Genomic DNA, 15320 nt, shown 5'->3' on the forward strand with positions numbered 1-15320 from the left:
TAAATGGCTGAACTGCAGCTCAAAGACATCCGCAAGTCCTTCGGCGCCGTCGAAGTCATCAAGGGCGTGAGCCTGGATATCCATTCCGGCGAGTTCATGGTGTTCGTGGGGCCGTCCGGTTGCGGCAAGTCCACGCTCCTGCGCCTCATTGCCGGGCTGGAAGATATCACCTCGGGCACGCTCAGCTTCGACGGGCAGGTGGTCAATGGCCTCACGCCCTCCAGGCGCGGCATCGCCATGGTGTTCCAGTCCTACGCGCTCTATCCGCACATGACGGTCTACGACAACATGGCCTTCGGCATGAAGCTGGCCAATGGCTCGAAGGAGCAGATCAGGAAGCGCGTCGAGGCGGCTGCCGAGATGCTCCAGATCACGCCATATCTCGATCGCCTGCCCAAGCAGCTTTCAGGCGGCCAGCGCCAGCGCGTGGCCATCGGCCGCGCCATCGTGCGCGACCCGAAGGTTTTCCTCTTCGACGAGCCGCTCTCCAATCTCGATGCGGCCCTGCGCGTCGCCACCCGTCTCGAGATCGCCAAGCTGCACCACGACATGGGCAAGACCACCATGATCTACGTGACGCACGACCAGGTCGAGGCCATGACTCTCGCCGACCGCATCTGCGTGCTGCGCGACGGCATTGTCGAGCAGGTGGGCACGCCGCTCGAACTCTATGAGCGCCCGCAATCGCTGTTTGTCGCCGGCTTCATCGGCTCGCCCAAGATGAACTTCCTCAACGGCCAATATGCCGATGCCTACCGCGCCCATACGCTGGGCATCCGCTCCGAGCACCTCGTCATCAAGGACAACAAGGATGGCGTATGGAACGGGCAGGTGATCCACTCGGAAAACCTGGGTTCGGACAGCTATGTCTATATCGATATCGGCACGCGCGAGCCGCTGATCGTGCGCCAGGAGGGTACCGCGCGGCATCAGCCGGGCGAAAGTCTTTCGATCTCGCCGATCGACAAGCAGATTCACCGCTTCGACGCCCAGGGGCGTCCGATGGCGGCGTGAGGCGCTGACCGCTTCTTAACTCCGATGGGGCATCCTTGGGCCAAATTCGCCCGAGGGTGCCGCCATTATCGTCTACCAGACGTCGACGCTGCTGTTTAACCTGGCCTTCTACGTCGCCCTGATGGCGCAGGCGGGGTCAGCTGCGCTGTCGGCGGGGCGGCGGAACATGGACCTTTTCGGCGTCTGCTCGCTGGCCTGCGTCACCGCCCTTGGCGGCGGCAGCACGCGCGATGTTCTCCTTGGCCACTACCCGCTGTCCTGGGTCGCCAACCCGTATCTCCTCATCGTCGTCTGCGTCGCAGCGCTCGCTGCCGTGATGCTCTCGCGCTTCATGCACCATTTGCGCTGGACGTTCCTGCTGCTCGATGCCCTCGGCCTCGTCATCTTTTCGACCATCGGCTGCGACATCGCCATCGCGATGGGCCTCCACCCGATCATCGTCATCATCTCGGGTATGGTGACGGGCATTCTCGGCGGCGTGCTGCGCGATATCCTCTGCAACGACGTGCCGCTGGTCTTCACCGGCCAGCTCTATGCCATCGTCTCGATCATTGCCGGCGTCGTCTATTTCACCGCGACCAAGCTCGGGCTCAGCTACGATTTCGCCCTTGTCGCGGGTATCGTGGTGGGGATGGGGCTGCGCGTGGCGGCCATCGTCTACAATATCGAGATACCAAAGTTCAGCTACCGGGATCAGCGATGAAACCCCAGCGCATGCAGCTCTCCCGCCGGGCCGGTTTCGACTTGCAGGCGGCATCGGCGCGCATCAACGGCCTGCCGGCACAGGTCGTGGGGCGGCCGAGCAAATGGGGCAATCCCTTCTCCATTGCCGACATGCAGGCGCGGTTCGGGCTCGACAAGGTCGAGGCCCGCAGGCGCGCCGTCGATCTCCATCGCCAATGGCTCGAAGGCAGTATCGATCCTGCGCTGTCTCCCGGGCCGGCGCCCGATCTCGTGCATGTCCGTGCCGAGCTTGCCGGCAAGAATCTCGCCTGCTGGTGCTCGCTCGATGGCCCCTGCCATGCCGAGACACTCCTGAGGATTGCTAACGTTTAGTTTTACGACTTCTCAAAGGCTGGGGCGTAGCCTCTCGCGGTCGAACTGGCGAGATTGGCAAGGATCCATGAGTGCTTTGTCGAGGTTGGAAGCTCTCACCGACTGGTTGACTCCAGACATTCTCAAAGCGGACCTCGACGTGCGCAAGCGCGTCCAGATGTTCCTCATCAGCCATATCTTCGGCCCGCTCATCGCCACGCCCATCCCGATCTGCCTGGCAATCGTCGATCCGCAACCCTGGCCGCACGTCCATATCCTTGCCGCCTCGATCTACGGCTTCTGGCTCTTCCTGCCGCTGCTCAAGCTTTTCCCGCGCCACTACACGGCGCTCTCGATGCTCTCGATATGCAACCTCAGCTTTGCGATTCTCTGGGGCTCGTTCAATTACGGCGGCACGAGTTCACCCTTCCTCGTCTGGTTCATCCTCACGCCGCTCCTCGCCTTCCTCTATCTCGGCTCGACGCGGCCCAATCGTCTCTTCGTCCTCGCCCAGATTTTCGGCGGCATGGCCATCTTCTATGCCTGCTACCGGCTTTCGAGCTTCCCCATGCATGTGCCGGTGGCCGATATGGTCGTGCCCGGCGTGCTCTCAGTGCTCGGGGCCACCACCTATACCTTCGTGATGGCGGCCTATTACGCCAATGTCGTGGACAGCCAGTCCGAGCTGATGCGCGAGATCGAGCGGCATCGCGACACCACCAAAATGCTGATCGACGCCAAGGACGACGCCGAACGCGCCAATGGCGCCAAGTCCGAATTCCTCGCCAAGATGAGCCATGAGCTGCGCACGCCGCTCAATGCCGTACTCGGCTATTCCGAGCTCCTGCTCGAAGAGGCCGAGCTCGATGGGCGCGGCCAGCAGATTTCCGATCTCCAGAAGATCAGCGCCGCCGGCAAGCACCTGCTCGCCATGGTCAACGACATCCTCGATATCTCCAAGATCGAGGCCGGCAAGATGGTGCTGCATATCGAGACCATCGATGTCGATGAGCTCGTCTCCGATGTCGAGGCCACCGCGCGTCCGCTCGCCGCCAAGAACGCCAACAGCTTCTCGGTCGCCGATGGACCCAAGGTCGGCCTCATCCAGGCCGACGCCACCAAGCTGCGGCAGGCGCTCTACAATCTTGTCTCCAACGCCGCCAAGTTCACGCAGAACGGCCAGATCACGCTCTCGGCCAAGCGCCTGCCGGATGCCGATGGCGGCTGGATCGAGATCGCCGTGGCCGATACCGGTATAGGTATTTCGCAGGAGCAGCAGCGCAAGCTCTTCTCCAGCTTCACCCAGGCCGATGCCCGTATCGCGGCGACCTATGGCGGCACGGGCCTCGGTCTGGCGCTGAGCCAGAATCTCTGCCGGCTCATGGGCGGCTCCATCTCGGTCGAAAGCGAGCCGGGTTACGGTTCGCGCTTCACCATCCGCCTGCCCACCCCGATCTCGCGCCCGGTCGAAATCGGCGCCGCTGCTGTCGCCGAGCCGCAGCGCACCGATGCGCCCGCACCGGTCCTGCCGCTCCAGCCGGAGCTTCTGGCGGCCGCGGCGCCCGGCATCCAGCGCCAGCGCCTGCTCTTCGTCGATGACGACCGTAATTTCCTCGAACTGGCCGAGCGCCTGTTCCGCCGCGAAGGCTACGAGCCGATCATCACCGATGCGCCGCAATCGGCTTTGCAGGTCGCGCGCACGGTCAAGCCCGCCGCGATCTTCCTCGATATCATGATGCCTGGCTTCGATGGCTGGGACGTGCTGGCCGCCGTTCGCGCCGATCCGGCGCTGAGGCAGACGCCGGTCTTCATGATCTCGATCCTAGCCGACAGGCCGCGGGCGTTGCAGGCGGGCGCCGATGGCGTCGTCGCCAAGCCGCTTGACGCCTCCAAGGTCAAGGCCGCCATCGCGGCGATAAAGTCGAGCCGCATCGGGCATTCGGCAAGCCGCAAGGCGGGGTGAGGGGATGACGCTTCTGCTGATCGTCGAGGACAACCCGATTAATCGCGACGTGCTCGGCCGCCGGCTCGAGCGGCGCGGCTTCGCCATCCGTTTCGCCGAGGACGGACCGGAGGGCGTGGCGCTGGCCAAGGCCGTCCACCCCGATGTCATCCTCATGGATATCGGTCTCGGCGAGATGGATGGCTACGAGGCCACCCGCCGCATCAAGGCGGATAGGGAGACGGCCGACATTCCCATCATCGCGCTCACGGCCAGCGCCTTCGAATCCGACCGGACCAAGGCGCTCGCCGCCGGTTGCGACGATTTCGATACCAAGCCGGTCGATCTGCCGAGATTGCTCGGCAAGATCGAAGCCGTCATCGGTCACGCGCTCTCGTAGCTCTGCCGATATTGCAGGTCGGCGGTCTTCATGGCCTGCGCCAGGATATCGACGACCTCGTCCACGTCCTGCCGGGTATGGGCCGCCATCACCTGGAAGCGGAACCGCGCGCCACCCTGCGGTACGGCCGGGTATTCGACGAGGTTGGCTATGCCGCCTCGTGCCGCCAGCTCGCGCGAAGCGAAGCGGCCAAGCGCCTCGGTCCCCACGCGCACCGGCACGATCGGCGACGGATCGCCCAGCACTTCGAGCCCCGCTGCCTGCATCCGCGCGCGCAGGTGGAGGATATTGTCCATCAGCCGACGCCGCAGCGTGCGGCCTTCCTCCGAACGCACGATTTCGAGCGCCTTGCGCACGATGGCGGCCTGCACCGGCGAGAGCGCGTTCGAGAAGGTGTGCGTGGCGCTGTAATAGCGCAGGTACTCCGCCATCGCCCGGTCCTTGACCGCGATGAATCCGCCATTGGAGGCAAAGGTCTTGGAAAAGCTGCCCACGATGATGTCGGCTGCGTCGAACATCTGCTGGAGCCCCAGGTGCCCCAGCCCGTCGTCGCCGATGCTCCCCAGGTCGTGGGCGCAATCGACGAGCAGCGTCGCATTGTAGCGGTCGCAGATCGCGCGCAACGCGCCGATATCCGGCGTGTCCGAGTGCATGGAGAAAAGGCTCTCCGTCACCACCAGGATGCCGTTTTCCTTGTCGTGCCCGCGGATGCGTTCGAGCTTGCGGACGAGGCCTTCGAGGTTGAGGTGGCCGTGGTGATGGATATTCTGCGTCGCCGCCCGAGCGCCCTCCTGCAGGCACGAATGCGCCAGCACGTCGAGCACCACATAGTCGCTGGCGCGCACGAAACCCTGCACCGCCCCGAAGCCGGCCATCCAGCCGGTCGGGTAAAGCACGATGTCGCGTCCGCCCAGGAAGTCCGAGAGGTCGCGTTCGAGTTCGAGTGAATTGGCGGTGTTGCCGAGAAGCGCCGCCGAGCCGGCGCTATGGACGCCGTAGGTGTCGATGGCCTCGAATGCCGCCAGCTTGATCGCCGGGTGGCTCGAAAGGCTAAGATAATCCTGGCTGGCGAAGTTGATGCCCGAGAAGGCCTGTCCGGCATCGGTGCGGGCGTCGCAGCGGGCGCCGGGCGCCGTCGCGGTCGAACGCGCATAGGGCCACACGCCGTGCGTGCGCCTCAGGTTCTGCCACTGATAGAAGCCGGCGGTCCTGCCGAGCAGGTCGGTGCCACCGGGGGTTCGATAATCACGCAGGCTGCCGTTCAAGGCCTCTTCCGGCACGTTCTTGGCGGACATGACGCTCTCCACGCATTAACTACTCGTTAATTGTATCGTCTAAGCCATTGAAGTCTATCGGGCAAAATGGGGGTATGTCGTATTTTGCTGGTATTGCAGCAACAAAACGCGGAAATTTGTACGGATTAGCGCATACGTAAAATTAAGTGCCAAGACGTCACTAATACCGATATGGCACAAGGGCTTTGGGCAGGTGTGGGGCGCGTCGTAGGTCGGGTCGAAAGATCGATCGACCGGGTCATGGGTGCCGATAGTTTAAAACCGCACGTCCGCCAGCAGCTTCTTGCAGAGCATCTGCGCGTCATCACCCATATGGGGCCGCTGCTTTTTGTCGGCACGCTGCTGACGTCCGCGGTTTTTCTCTTCGTTACTTACGGCAAGCCTGCCTTCGATGTCGTTTTCTGGTGGGCGATCGTCGTCAACATGCTCTACGGGGCCTGTTTCTACATCTGGTGGCGCGATCACGAGGTGCCGCGGCTGCGCCTCTCCGCGCGCACCAACATGGTGCTGATCCTCCTCTGCTGCTTCCTCAGCGGCGCCCTGTGGGGCATCGCGCCAAACCTCCTGCCCATTGCCGAGCCCTCTGTCCGCGCCGCCGCCATCATCGGGGTGGGCGGCATGATGAGCATTTCCGCCCTCGCCCTCTGCAACCTGCCGCAGGGCGTCGCCGCTTTCCTGCTGCCGCTGGCCATCGGCGCGACCATCTCGGTGGCGCGGCTCAGCGATCCGCTCGAAATGTGGGTGCAGACCCTGCTGCTGGGCTGTTTCGTCGTCGTCATGCTGGCCATGGCGCTGCGCCATGGGCGCGCCTTCGTGCAATACCGGGCCTCGCGCAGCCAGGTCGACGAGAAGAAGGAAATCATCGCGCTCCTCCTCAAGGAATTCGAGGCCACGGCGTCCGACTGGGTCTGGGGCTTCGACAGGGAGGGGCGGATCGACAATGTCTCGAAGGGCTTCACCTCCGCCACGGGCCTGCCGCCCGAGGATCTGATCGGCGCCGATTTCGTGCATTTCCTCCACTGCATCGCGCCGCCCAACGATACGCTGATGGCCCAGCTCGAACGCGATTTCGAGGGACGGGAGACCTTTGCCGATGTCGAGCTGCGCGTCACCGCCGGCGGGGCGCAATGCTGGTGGCGCCTGAGCGGCAAGCCGATCTTCGATCATCGCGGCGATTATGTCGGCTATGTCGGCACCGTCACCGACATCTCCGCCCGTCGCGCCGCCGAGGAGCAGATGACCGCGCTCGCCCATCGCGATGCGCTCACGGGTCTCCTCAACCGCGCCAAGTTCTCCGAGCATCTCGGGCTCTGCGTCTCGCGCCTCGCGCGCTACGGCTCACCGTTCGCGCTGCTCTATATCGACCTCGACGAGTTCAAGGCGGTCAATGACAGCCGCGGCCATCTCTTCGGCGATCGCCTCCTGATCCAGGTTGCCGCCCGCATCCACGACGTGCTGCGCGAAACCGATATCGCCGCGCGCCTCGGTGGCGACGAGTTCGCAGTGCTGCTCACCACCGATTGCGCCCGCGACATGTGCGCGGCCATCGCTTCGCGCATTGTCGAGAGCATCAAGCGGCCCTTCGATATCGATGGCGACACAATCACCATCGGCGGCAGCGTCGGCCTCGCTCTCGCGCCCGACGACGGCTCCACCGCCGACGAGATGCTGCGCAATGCCGACATGGCGCTCTATCGCGCCAAGGCCGACGGCCGCTCTGCCTTCCGCTTCTTCGAGTCCCGCATGGACGAGGAAGAGCGCAAGCGCCGGGCGCTGGAGGAAGAGCTGCGCGAGGCGCTGGGTGCCGGTGAATTGATGCTGCACTACCAGCCGCTGGTATCGGCCATCGACCGCCAGCCCATGGGCTTCGAGGCGCTCATCCGCTGGCACCATCCGATCCGCGGCGTGATCCTGCCGAGCGAATTCATCCCCATGGCCGAGCAGAACGGCCAGATCATCGAAATCGGCAACTGGACCATCGAGCAGGCCTGCCGCGCCGCCGCCAACTGGCCCGACGATCTCACGGTGTCGGTCAATCTCTCGGTGCGGCACTTCCGCGAAGCGGATATCGCCGCCGTCGTGCGCCACGCCCTTTCAGTCTCGGGCCTCGCGCCCGAGCGCCTCGAGCTCGAAGTCACCGAGGCGCTGCTGGTCGACGATATCGACGCCGTCCTCGTCAAGCTCAACGAGCTGCGCGACCTCGGTATCCGGATCGCTCTCGACGATTTCGGCACCGGCTATTCCAGCCTCGCCTACCTGCTCAAATTCGCCTTCGACAAGGTCAAGATCGATCATTCGCTGATCGAAGCCGCCCCGCACGATCCGGTGGCGCGTGACCTGCTGCGCGCCATCGCCTCGATCGGCAAGACGCTGAAGCTGCGCATCACCGCCGAGGGTATCGAGACGCGCGAGCAGGCCGAGTTCATCAGCGAGATGCTGTTCTATCAGCTGCAGGGCTTCTATTTCGCCAAGCCGCTCGATGCCATCGGGCTACCGCATTACCTGCTCACGCAGGTCCGCAGCCGCGCCGAAGACGTGCGGCTCGAAGCCCAGCACGTCATTGCCGGCCTCTCGGCGGCGGGCTGAGCCTCAGGCGTTGACCGAGCGTTGCTGGCGGTAGGATGACTGGGGCTGGAGATAATAGCCCTCGTCGCGTGGCACCCAGTCGTGCCGGTCCAGCAGGCCGCCATCGATCGCCGTGCCGTCGCCGTTGAAGCGCACGGCGCGATAATCCTGGAGCAGGCGCTGCCGCTCCTCGCGCGGAATGCTTGTCCGATTGTGCCAGGGCGAGCGGGACACGATGCCCCGCACCTGGCTTTCCGCCAGCCCTGTCCAACCCGCAATGGTCTGTCGCGAGCAGCCGCTCAGCCACAGAACGTAGGTGCAATACTTCGCTTTGTCTGAATGCATGCGCTCTCGGCGGCCCCCCAACCGATGCCCATCGTTTTTTCAACCTAATCAGAAGTTAACGAGATTCGGCATCGCCCAAATGGACGATCTCGTATTTATCCCAACCATCTTGGCTTGAAGGCGATCCGCTGGCGCTGCGGCATGTGCCGGGTCATCTGCCGGTAGATGAGGCCGAAGAGGTAGAAGATCACCAGCGAGATGGCGAGAAAGTAGAGCGCCGCCACAGAGAAGTGGAGGAAGGCGTTGTAGTCGCGCCGGAAGAGTTCGCTGGCCTTGTTCATCAGGTCCTTCTGGTCGTCGATCACCGGCAGCGTGAAATAGACCAGCGCCGTGGCGTGGAACAGGAACACCACTTCGTTGGTATAGGCGGGCCAGGCGATGCGGATGAGGTGGGGCCAGATCACGGCGCGGAACTGGCGTCCGCGGCTCATGCCGAAGGCTCGCGCCGCCTCGACCTCACCCTTGGGCACGGTCAGCAGCGCGCCGTGGAATATCTCGGCCGTATAGGCGGTGGTGTTGAGCGCCAGGATCGCCGGGCCCATGAAGAGCGGGTGCAGCACCAGCCAGTCGATGCCCAGCGGCTTCCACACCGAGAGGTTGAGCGCCAGCGCCACCGAATAGAACATGAAGAGCTGGATGAAGAAGGGCGAGCCGCGGAAGACGTAGATATAGCCTTGGCAGAAGCCCGAAATCAGCCGGTTGCTCGAGGCCTTTCCCAAGGCCATGAACACGGCCGCCACGAAGCCGATGGGGATCGAGGCGAGGGCGAAATAGACATTGAAGAGCGCCGGCCGCGCCAGGATCGCGATGTCGCCCAGCACGGGCGTCAGGAACCAGTCCATCCTAGCCCTCCACGCTGATCATGCCGCGACCCGCCCGGCGGCGCAGGGCCGCAAAGCCCTTTTCCGAGAGGAAGGTCAGGAGGATGTAGAAGACGAGGAGCACGAGGTAATAGCGCCAGCGCCAGTCGGGATGGACGAGGCCCGCCGTCGGCAGGAAGTTGGGCGCACCCAGGCTATCGGCCCAGCGCACGATATCGGTGATCTGCAGCAGCGAGAGGAGCGAGGTCGACTTGATCAGCAGCATCCAGACGTTGGAGAGGCCGGGCAGGGCGTAAATCCACATCTGCCGGATGCGGATGCGCCAGTTGACCTGGGCTTCAGACATGCCGAAGGCGCGCGCCGCCTCGATCTGGCCGGGCGGCACCGAATGCATGGCGCCGAAGATGACATTGGCGGTGAAGGCGCCATAGACGATGCCGAGCGAAACCGAGGCCAGCAGCAGATATTCGAAGGTATTGAAATGGAGGTTCGCCGCCGGGCAGGGCGGCCAGAGCGTCGCCGTCGCGATCTCTTCGGCCGAGCACATGGTGCGGCTGAGCACCCATTCCACGCCCTGCTCGAAGGCGAGCGGGAAGAAGATGAAGAACAGCACGTCGGGAATGCCGCGCACCATGTTCGTATAGGCCATGCCGAGAAGGCGCAACGGCAGGAAGCGCGAATTGCGTAGCGTCGCGCCCAGAAGCCCCATCACCAGCGCCACGAGAGCACCGGCCACGGCGGCAAACAGCGTGAACTGCACGCTGGCGTACCAGGCCAGGTGCTTGCCGTTGGTCAGATAGCCGAGCCAGAACAGGACGTCATCGCCCAGTCCGTCCCGGAGCCATTGTGGCATGAGGTCGAGCATCGCGCGGCCGAAGGCAGGCGGACCCGAAGGCCCGCCCGCGAAATCGGCTTACTTCTTGTAGAACGGCCCCTTGCCCGGGAACCACTTGGCGATGAGCGTGTCGATGGTGCCGTCGGCCTTGGCGGCTTCGAGCGCGGCGTTCAGCTTGTCCTTGAGGTCGGCGTCGCCCTTGCGCAGGCCGATGCCGTAGCCTTCGCCGATCGAGACTTCCGGGCCCGCAAAGACCACGGCCCCGTTGGAGGCGGAGACGATCGGGTCGAGATAGGGGCCGTCGGCCAGCACCACGTCGAGGTTGCCCGCGGCGAGGTCGGCCATTGCCTGGTCATAGGTGGCATAGGACTGGATGGTGTTGCCATCCTTGAGATTGGCTTCGGCATAGGCTGCCTGGATGGTGCCGCCCTGCACGCCGAGCTTGACGCCCTTGAGCGCCGCGAAGTCGAAATTGGCGCCGGCATTGGTCACGTAGCGCGACGGATCGGGCGGGTAATAGGCGTCCGAGAAATCGATCGTCTGCTTGCGCTCGTCGGTGATCGACATGGCGGCAACGATCGCGTCGTAATTGCCGGCAACGAGGTTGGAAATGATGGTGTCCCATTCATTGGCCACCCAGGTGCATTCGAGGTTGGCGCGCTTGCACAACTCATTGCCGACATCGACGTCGTAGCCGGCGGGCTTGCCGGAATCGTCGAGAAAATTCCACGGGGCATAGGCGGCTTCGGTGCCCATGCGGACCGTCTGGGCATTGGCGGCGCCGGAAAGCGCCAGGAGCGCTGCGGCGGCGAGAAGTAGCTTCTTCATGTCTAAATATCTCCCGGAATGACTTCTTCTTGTTGGTTCTTGCTTTCCCGCTAGCCGTGGCCGGCCGCGCTGAGAAACTGTTTTAGGCGCGCCGACTTGGTGTTCCCGAAGACTTCGTCCACCGTGCCGGTTTCCTCGATGAGGCCCTGGTGCAGGAAGACGACGCGGTCGGACACTTCCCTGGCGAATTTCATGTCGTGGGTGACCAGGATCATCGTCGAGCCCTCGTCGGCAAGGAGCTTGATGACCCGCAGCACTTCGCCCTCGAGCTCGGGGTCGAGCGCCGAGGTCGGTTCGTCGAACAGCATCACCTTGGGGTTGATGCAGAGTGCGCGTGCGATGGCCGCGCGCTGCTGCTGCCCGCCTGAAAGCTGGGATGGGTAATTGTCTGCCTTGCTGGCGATGCCGACCTTGTCGAGCAGGGCCAGCGCCTGGCTGCGCACGTCCTCGCGCTCGCGCTTCTGCACGTGGATCGGCGCTTCCATCACGTTCTCGATGATGGACATGTGGCTCCACAGGTTGAACGACTGGAAGACCATGCCGAGTTCGGAGCGGATGCGGCGGAGCTGGGTTTCGCTGGCGGGGTGCCGGTGCGGCGCGTCGCCGGCCAGGTCGATGACCTCGCCGTCGATCGAGACCGTGCCACGGTCGGGCACTTCGAGCATGTTGATGCAGCGCAGCAGGGTGGATTTGCCCGAGCCGGACGAGCCGATCAGCGAAATGACTTCGCCGCGGCGGGCAGTGAGCGAAATTCCCTTGAGAACTTCCAGCGATCCAAAAGACTTGTGCAAGTCATGCAGTTCGATGACCGGCCTTCTGTCGTTACTGGGCGCCTCTGCCGCCGCTGCGGTGGAAATTGAGCTTATCATCGAGACCTGTGCATGCTGCGGGCAGCAAAGCAGAACTTGCAAAGATAGCAAGCGGAAAGTCGCCTCCTTGCTTTCGCCATCCCGGCGCATCGGTTATTCGTTGCGCCATGTTCTTCCTGGTCTCCAAGATTTTCTGGCTGCTGGTCCAGCCGCTGTCCTTGATTTTCCTGCTGATTTTGGCGGGTTTGCTGGCCTATTGGCGCGGCTGGCGGCGTACCGGCATCGGCTTCTCCATCGGTGCGCTGCTGGTGCTCGGCCTCTTTGCCTTCACCACGCTCGGCGCCCTGCTGATCGCGCCTTTGGAGGACCGTTTTTCAAGGCCCGCGACCGCCCCTGAAAATGTCGGGGCGGTGATCGTCCTGGGCGGTGGTTTCGGCGGCGTCGTCAGCGGTGAGCGGGGCATCGCGGAGCTGCGCGATTCCGGCGACCGGTTCGTCGAGGCGCTCCGCCTGGCGCAGGTCTATCCGCAGGCAAAGATCATCGTCACCGGCGGGGTGGGCAACCCGTTCCAGCCGTCCGAATCCGACGCCGAGATCGCCCGGCGCTTCTATGCCGGGTTCGGCATCCCCGAGGAGCGCCTGGTCTTCGAGGGCGAGTCCCGCAATACGGCGGAGAATGTCGAGTTCACCAAGGCGCTGGTCGATGTCGCGCCCGGCCAGTCCGTGCTGCTCGTCACCTCGGCCTTCCACATGCCGCGCTCCATGGGCATCTTCCGGCAGGCCGGGCTCGATGTCGTGCCCTGGCCGGTCGATTATCGCGCCGTGCGCAATCCCGGCTTCGGGCTCGAGCTGGCCGAGCCCTCCTTCAACATCAACACCGCATCGGTCGCGATCAAGGAATGGGTGGGCCTTCTCGTCTACAACCTCACCGGGCGCACCGACGCGCTCTTTCCGGCACCCTGAAACGAAAGACGGCCCCATCTTGCGATGAGGCCGTCCGAGCCTGGATGGCGTGCTGTGTGGGGCAGCGGCCGTTCCGGCTAGACGCGCCTGACCAGCCCCACGATCACCGAGATCAGCAGCAGGGCGAGGAACAGGAAGAACAGGATCTGGGCGATCCCCGTTGCGGCGCCGGCAATACCGCCGAAGCCGAGGACGCCGGCCACGAGGGCGATCACCAGGAAGACCAAAGCGTAGTAGAGCATTTTCGCAGCTCCTTCTTTTTGTACCGCAATATCAACGCTTTCGCCGGCTGCCGGTTCCAACGAAAAAGGCCGGGCGCTGGGCCCGGCCTCGTATCGGATATGCGCTTGAGGTCACGCCGCGGCGCGCGAACCTTCGTTGAAGAACAGCGCCTGGCTGATCAGCGCCTTGACCATGTCCGGGTTGAACGGCTTGGTCACGAGGAAGGTCGGTTCCGGCCGTTCGCCGGTCAGCAGCCGCTCGGGGAAGGCGGTGATGAAGATCACTGGCACCGAATGGGTGTTGAGAATGTCGTTAACCGCATCGATGCCCGATGAGCCGTCGGCCAGCTGGATGTCGGCAAGGATCATCTTGGGCTGGGTCTTGGCGAACTGCGCCACCGCCTCGCGGTGCGTGCGGGCAATGCCCACCACGTTGTGCCCGAGGCTTTCGACCAGCTGCTCGATATCCATGGCAATGAGCGGCTCGTCCTCGATGATGAGGATGTCGGTGGCCACCTGCCGGGAAATCTCGATCGAGGCTTCCTCGACCAGAGACTGGAATTCCTCGATGCTGACGCCCAATACCTCGGCGGCTTCGTCATTGCTGAAGCCTTCGACCGAGACGAGCAGGAAGGCCTGCCGGGGAACCGGCGCCAGGGCTGCCAGGTTCATCGCTGCGGTCTGTTCCCAGATGGGAGAGGAGGCGGCGTCGGGAATGGAAACGTCCGAAGACGAAAACAGCGCCGAAAAGAGCTTGTAAAGAGCGATACGGTCGTTCGTCGCCTCGGGAAAGAGCGACGTGTCGCCGATCAGGGCTTCCAGAGTAGCTGCTACATAGGCGTCACCTGAGGCTTGCGACCCGGTGGTCGCTCTCGCGAAGCGCCGCAGGTAGGGTAGGTGCGGTGCAATCCGCGTTGAAAGGGTCATGGCAATGGTCTCCCCGATCGCGCTTTGGTCCTTGATGTCCGATGGAACGCGTCAGGGCGCTAACTCGTTCCGCGGGCGATGGAACTTTTTTGGCCTACATACATTGATGCCTCTACACTCGAATAGAATAGACGGTCAGGGCAATGATTATGAAAGAAAAGAGCTCGACACGGGCACAGGGCCGCGTGCGTAATGGCCAGGTGGACGACGGGCTCGGCCCGAACACCGATATCGGGGCCCGATTGCGGGCGCTCTATGGCGCCGTGCAGGACGAAGGCATTCCCGCAGAGCTGCTCGATCTGCTTGACAGGCTGGATCAGGCCGAGACGCAGCAAAAGAATTCGCAGGGGAAATAACGGCATGACCGCTCCCGAACTCTCTTTCAAGCGAGAGCTTCTCGCCACGTTGCCCAGCCTGCGCGCTTTCGCGGTGTCCCTTGCCGGTCGGCACGACCGGGCGGACGACCTCGTCCAGGATACCGTGCTCAAGGCCTGGGCCAAGCAGGACAGCTTCGCACTCGGCACCAATATCAAGGCTTGGCTCTTCACGATCCTGCGCAACGAGTTCTACAGCCAGATGCGCAAGCGCGGCCGCGAGGTGCAGGACGTCGACGGCGTCTTCACCGACAGGCTCTCCGTGCATCCGAGCCAGTATGGCGCGATGGACATGCAGGATTTCAAGAAGGCGCTCGACCGGCTGCCCGACGACCAGCGCGAAGCGCTGATCCTCATCGGGGCCTCGGGCTTCTCCTATGAAGAAGCCGCCGAGATTTGCGATTGCGCCATCGGCACCATGAAGAGCCGCGTCAGCCGCGCTCGCGCCCGGCTCCAGGAAATGCTGCAGATTTCCGGCGAGGCCGATTTCGGGCCCGACGCGGTATCGTCCCAGGTCATGACTCATAATCTGTGACGCGCCGCGCACGCGCATCATGGCAGGCCAGCACGAGTTCGTTGTTGACGAAGGGCTTGACAACGACCGGTATCCCGGGGTGACCGGGATACCCGGCGCCGAAACCGGCATCGAAGGAGGTCAGCACCACCGCGATGCCGGCCGCCTCCATATCGCTCACCACCGGAATCGGTTCGCTGCCGTGGTCGGGTATCTGCACCACCGCGATATCGTAGTCGGAAAACTGCTCGCGCAGTTCGGCGGCTTCGGCAAGCGAGCGGGCGACCCTGGTTTCCTCGACATTTGCGGCCTCGAGAACGTGCTGGATGTCGATGGCGACGAGAAATTCCTCTTCGACCACCAGAAGGCGCTTTCCACGGAGCATGACGCTGTTCCATTGTTTTGGGGTCTGGACAATGATGCTCACGGCGCC

At 63.7% G+C, this 15320-nt stretch carries 18 protein-coding genes; 9 read left to right on the forward strand and 9 right to left on the reverse strand.

Annotated features, from left to right (window positions below; all coding sequences use genetic code 11):
* Positions 1–3: 3 nt before the first annotated feature.
* From JNE37_RS13380 to JNE37_RS13400, 5 genes are all read left to right on the forward strand, one after another.
* Positions 4–1014, forward strand: coding sequence for an ABC transporter ATP-binding protein (locus JNE37_RS13380; RefSeq protein WP_035031180.1), 1011 nt, complete (start codon positions 4–6; stop codon positions 1012–1014).
* 166 nt (positions 1015–1180) lie between these two features.
* The gene (locus JNE37_RS13385) at positions 1181–1717 is read left to right on the forward strand and encodes a trimeric intracellular cation channel family protein (protein ID WP_246513259.1); all 537 of its coding nucleotides are present in this window, start codon (positions 1181–1183) and stop codon (positions 1715–1717) included.
* Entirely contained in the window at positions 1714–2070 is a 357-nt protein-coding gene (locus JNE37_RS13390) for a DUF4326 domain-containing protein (protein ID WP_203063247.1), read from the forward strand. Before JNE37_RS13385 ends, JNE37_RS13390 begins: the two co-directional genes overlap by 4 nt.
* 67 nt (positions 2071–2137) lie before the next feature.
* The gene (locus JNE37_RS13395) at positions 2138–4012 is read left to right on the forward strand and encodes an ATP-binding response regulator (protein ID WP_203063249.1); all 1875 of its coding nucleotides are present in this window, start codon (positions 2138–2140) and stop codon (positions 4010–4012) included.
* A 4-nt stretch (positions 4013–4016) separates the two neighbouring features.
* Positions 4017–4391, forward strand: coding sequence for a response regulator (locus JNE37_RS13400; protein ID WP_035028692.1), 375 nt, complete (start codon positions 4017–4019; stop codon positions 4389–4391).
* Here the strand turns inward: JNE37_RS13400 and JNE37_RS13405 are convergent.
* Entirely contained in the window at positions 4376–5686 is a 1311-nt protein-coding gene (locus JNE37_RS13405) for an aminotransferase class I/II-fold pyridoxal phosphate-dependent enzyme (RefSeq protein WP_052014950.1), read from the reverse strand. The genes JNE37_RS13400 and JNE37_RS13405 overlap by 16 nt on opposite strands.
* Positions 5687–5926: 240 nt before the next feature.
* Between JNE37_RS13405 and JNE37_RS13410 the strand changes: the two genes are divergently transcribed.
* Positions 5927–8272 carry a putative bifunctional diguanylate cyclase/phosphodiesterase gene (locus JNE37_RS13410; RefSeq protein WP_203063251.1) on the forward strand — a complete coding sequence of 782 codons (2346 nt, stop codon included), beginning with the start codon at positions 5927–5929 and terminating at the stop codon, positions 8270–8272.
* A 3-nt stretch (positions 8273–8275) separates the two neighbouring features.
* On the opposite strand, the gene JNE37_RS13415 is transcribed toward JNE37_RS13410, so the two are convergent.
* From JNE37_RS13415 to JNE37_RS13435, 5 genes are all read right to left on the reverse strand, one after another.
* Positions 8276–8596, reverse strand: coding sequence for a hypothetical protein (locus JNE37_RS13415; protein WP_035028690.1), 321 nt, complete (start codon positions 8594–8596; stop codon positions 8276–8278).
* 95 nt (positions 8597–8691) lie between these two features.
* Positions 8692–9438 (reverse strand): ABC transporter permease subunit, encoded by a 747-nt coding sequence (locus JNE37_RS13420; protein WP_203063253.1) that lies wholly within the window; start codon positions 9436–9438, stop codon positions 8692–8694.
* Position 9439: 1 nt separating this feature from the next.
* Positions 9440–10270, reverse strand: coding sequence for an ABC transporter permease subunit (locus tag JNE37_RS13425; RefSeq protein ID WP_035028814.1), 831 nt, complete (start codon positions 10268–10270; stop codon positions 9440–9442).
* 60 nt (positions 10271–10330) lie between these two features.
* Positions 10331–11080 (reverse strand): transporter substrate-binding domain-containing protein, encoded by a 750-nt coding sequence (locus tag JNE37_RS13430; RefSeq protein ID WP_035028683.1) that lies wholly within the window; start codon positions 11078–11080, stop codon positions 10331–10333.
* A gap of 50 nt (positions 11081–11130) precedes the next feature.
* Positions 11131–11949, reverse strand: a complete 819-nt coding sequence (locus JNE37_RS13435) for an ABC transporter ATP-binding protein (RefSeq protein ID WP_052152280.1) — start codon at positions 11947–11949, stop codon at positions 11131–11133.
* A gap of 107 nt (positions 11950–12056) precedes the next feature.
* On the opposite strand from JNE37_RS13435, the gene JNE37_RS13440 reads away from it, so the two are divergent.
* A complete protein-coding gene (locus tag JNE37_RS13440; protein ID WP_203063255.1) occupies positions 12057–12851 on the forward strand; it encodes a YdcF family protein in 795 nt (264 codons plus the stop codon).
* Positions 12852–12928: 77 nt separating this feature from the next.
* On the opposite strand, the gene JNE37_RS13445 is transcribed toward JNE37_RS13440, so the two are convergent.
* Together JNE37_RS13445 and JNE37_RS13450 are read right to left on the reverse strand one after the other, a co-directional pair.
* Positions 12929–13093 (reverse strand): DUF1328 domain-containing protein, encoded by a 165-nt coding sequence (locus JNE37_RS13445; RefSeq protein ID WP_035028679.1) that lies wholly within the window; start codon positions 13091–13093, stop codon positions 12929–12931.
* 111 nt (positions 13094–13204) lie between these two features.
* A complete protein-coding gene (locus JNE37_RS13450; RefSeq protein ID WP_035028676.1) occupies positions 13205–13999 on the reverse strand; it encodes a response regulator in 795 nt (264 codons plus the stop codon).
* Between the two features lie 149 nt (positions 14000–14148).
* Between JNE37_RS13450 and JNE37_RS13455 the strand changes: the two genes are divergently transcribed.
* Positions 14149–14355, forward strand: coding sequence for a NepR family anti-sigma factor (locus JNE37_RS13455; protein ID WP_052014948.1), 207 nt, complete (start codon positions 14149–14151; stop codon positions 14353–14355).
* 4 nt (positions 14356–14359) lie between these two features.
* Positions 14360–14908 carry an RNA polymerase sigma factor gene (locus JNE37_RS13460; RefSeq protein ID WP_035028670.1) on the forward strand — a complete coding sequence of 183 codons (549 nt, stop codon included), beginning with the start codon at positions 14360–14362 and terminating at the stop codon, positions 14906–14908.
* On the opposite strand, the gene JNE37_RS13465 is transcribed toward JNE37_RS13460, so the two are convergent.
* Positions 14889–15272 carry a response regulator gene (locus tag JNE37_RS13465; RefSeq protein WP_203063257.1) on the reverse strand — a complete coding sequence of 128 codons (384 nt, stop codon included), beginning with the start codon at positions 15270–15272 and terminating at the stop codon, positions 14889–14891. The two genes, JNE37_RS13460 and JNE37_RS13465, sit on opposite strands and share 20 nt — an antisense overlap.
* Between the last annotated feature and the right edge of the window lie 48 nt (positions 15273–15320).

Source organism: Paradevosia shaoguanensis (genome assembly GCF_016801025.1).
In the GTDB taxonomy this organism is placed as follows: domain Bacteria; phylum Pseudomonadota; class Alphaproteobacteria; order Rhizobiales; family Devosiaceae; genus Paradevosia; species Paradevosia shaoguanensis.

Excerpts from the sequence above, each read along its gene's own strand:
- JNE37_RS13380 (WP_035031180.1), top strand. The coding sequence starts at position 4 with ATGGCTGAACTGCAGCTCAAAGACATCCGCAAGTCCTTCGGCGCCGTC.
- JNE37_RS13385 (WP_246513259.1), top strand. The coding sequence starts at position 1,181 with ATGGACCTTTTCGGCGTCTGCTCGCTGGCCTGCGTCACCGCCCTTGGC.
- JNE37_RS13390 (WP_203063247.1), top strand. The coding sequence starts at position 1,714 with ATGAAACCCCAGCGCATGCAGCTCTCCCGCCGGGCCGGTTTCGACTTG.
- JNE37_RS13395 (WP_203063249.1), top strand. The coding sequence starts at position 2,138 with ATGAGTGCTTTGTCGAGGTTGGAAGCTCTCACCGACTGGTTGACTCCA.
- JNE37_RS13400 (WP_035028692.1), top strand. The coding sequence starts at position 4,017 with ATGACGCTTCTGCTGATCGTCGAGGACAACCCGATTAATCGCGACGTG.
- JNE37_RS13405 (WP_052014950.1), bottom strand. The coding sequence starts at position 5,686 with ATGTCCGCCAAGAACGTGCCGGAAGAGGCCTTGAACGGCAGCCTGCGT.
- JNE37_RS13410 (WP_203063251.1), top strand. The coding sequence starts at position 5,927 with ATGGGTGCCGATAGTTTAAAACCGCACGTCCGCCAGCAGCTTCTTGCA.
- JNE37_RS13415 (WP_035028690.1), bottom strand. The coding sequence starts at position 8,596 with ATGCATTCAGACAAAGCGAAGTATTGCACCTACGTTCTGTGGCTGAGC.
- JNE37_RS13420 (WP_203063253.1), bottom strand. The coding sequence starts at position 9,438 with ATGGACTGGTTCCTGACGCCCGTGCTGGGCGACATCGCGATCCTGGCG.
- JNE37_RS13425 (WP_035028814.1), bottom strand. The coding sequence starts at position 10,270 with ATGCCACAATGGCTCCGGGACGGACTGGGCGATGACGTCCTGTTCTGG.
- JNE37_RS13430 (WP_035028683.1), bottom strand. The coding sequence starts at position 11,080 with ATGAAGAAGCTACTTCTCGCCGCCGCAGCGCTCCTGGCGCTTTCCGGC.
- JNE37_RS13435 (WP_052152280.1), bottom strand. The coding sequence starts at position 11,949 with ATGATAAGCTCAATTTCCACCGCAGCGGCGGCAGAGGCGCCCAGTAAC.
- JNE37_RS13440 (WP_203063255.1), top strand. The coding sequence starts at position 12,057 with ATGTTCTTCCTGGTCTCCAAGATTTTCTGGCTGCTGGTCCAGCCGCTG.
- JNE37_RS13445 (WP_035028679.1), bottom strand. The coding sequence starts at position 13,093 with ATGCTCTACTACGCTTTGGTCTTCCTGGTGATCGCCCTCGTGGCCGGC.
- JNE37_RS13450 (WP_035028676.1), bottom strand. The coding sequence starts at position 13,999 with ATGACCCTTTCAACGCGGATTGCACCGCACCTACCCTACCTGCGGCGC.
- JNE37_RS13455 (WP_052014948.1), top strand. The coding sequence starts at position 14,149 with ATGAAAGAAAAGAGCTCGACACGGGCACAGGGCCGCGTGCGTAATGGC.
- JNE37_RS13460 (WP_035028670.1), top strand. The coding sequence starts at position 14,360 with ATGACCGCTCCCGAACTCTCTTTCAAGCGAGAGCTTCTCGCCACGTTG.
- JNE37_RS13465 (WP_203063257.1), bottom strand. The coding sequence starts at position 15,272 with ATGCTCCGTGGAAAGCGCCTTCTGGTGGTCGAAGAGGAATTTCTCGTC.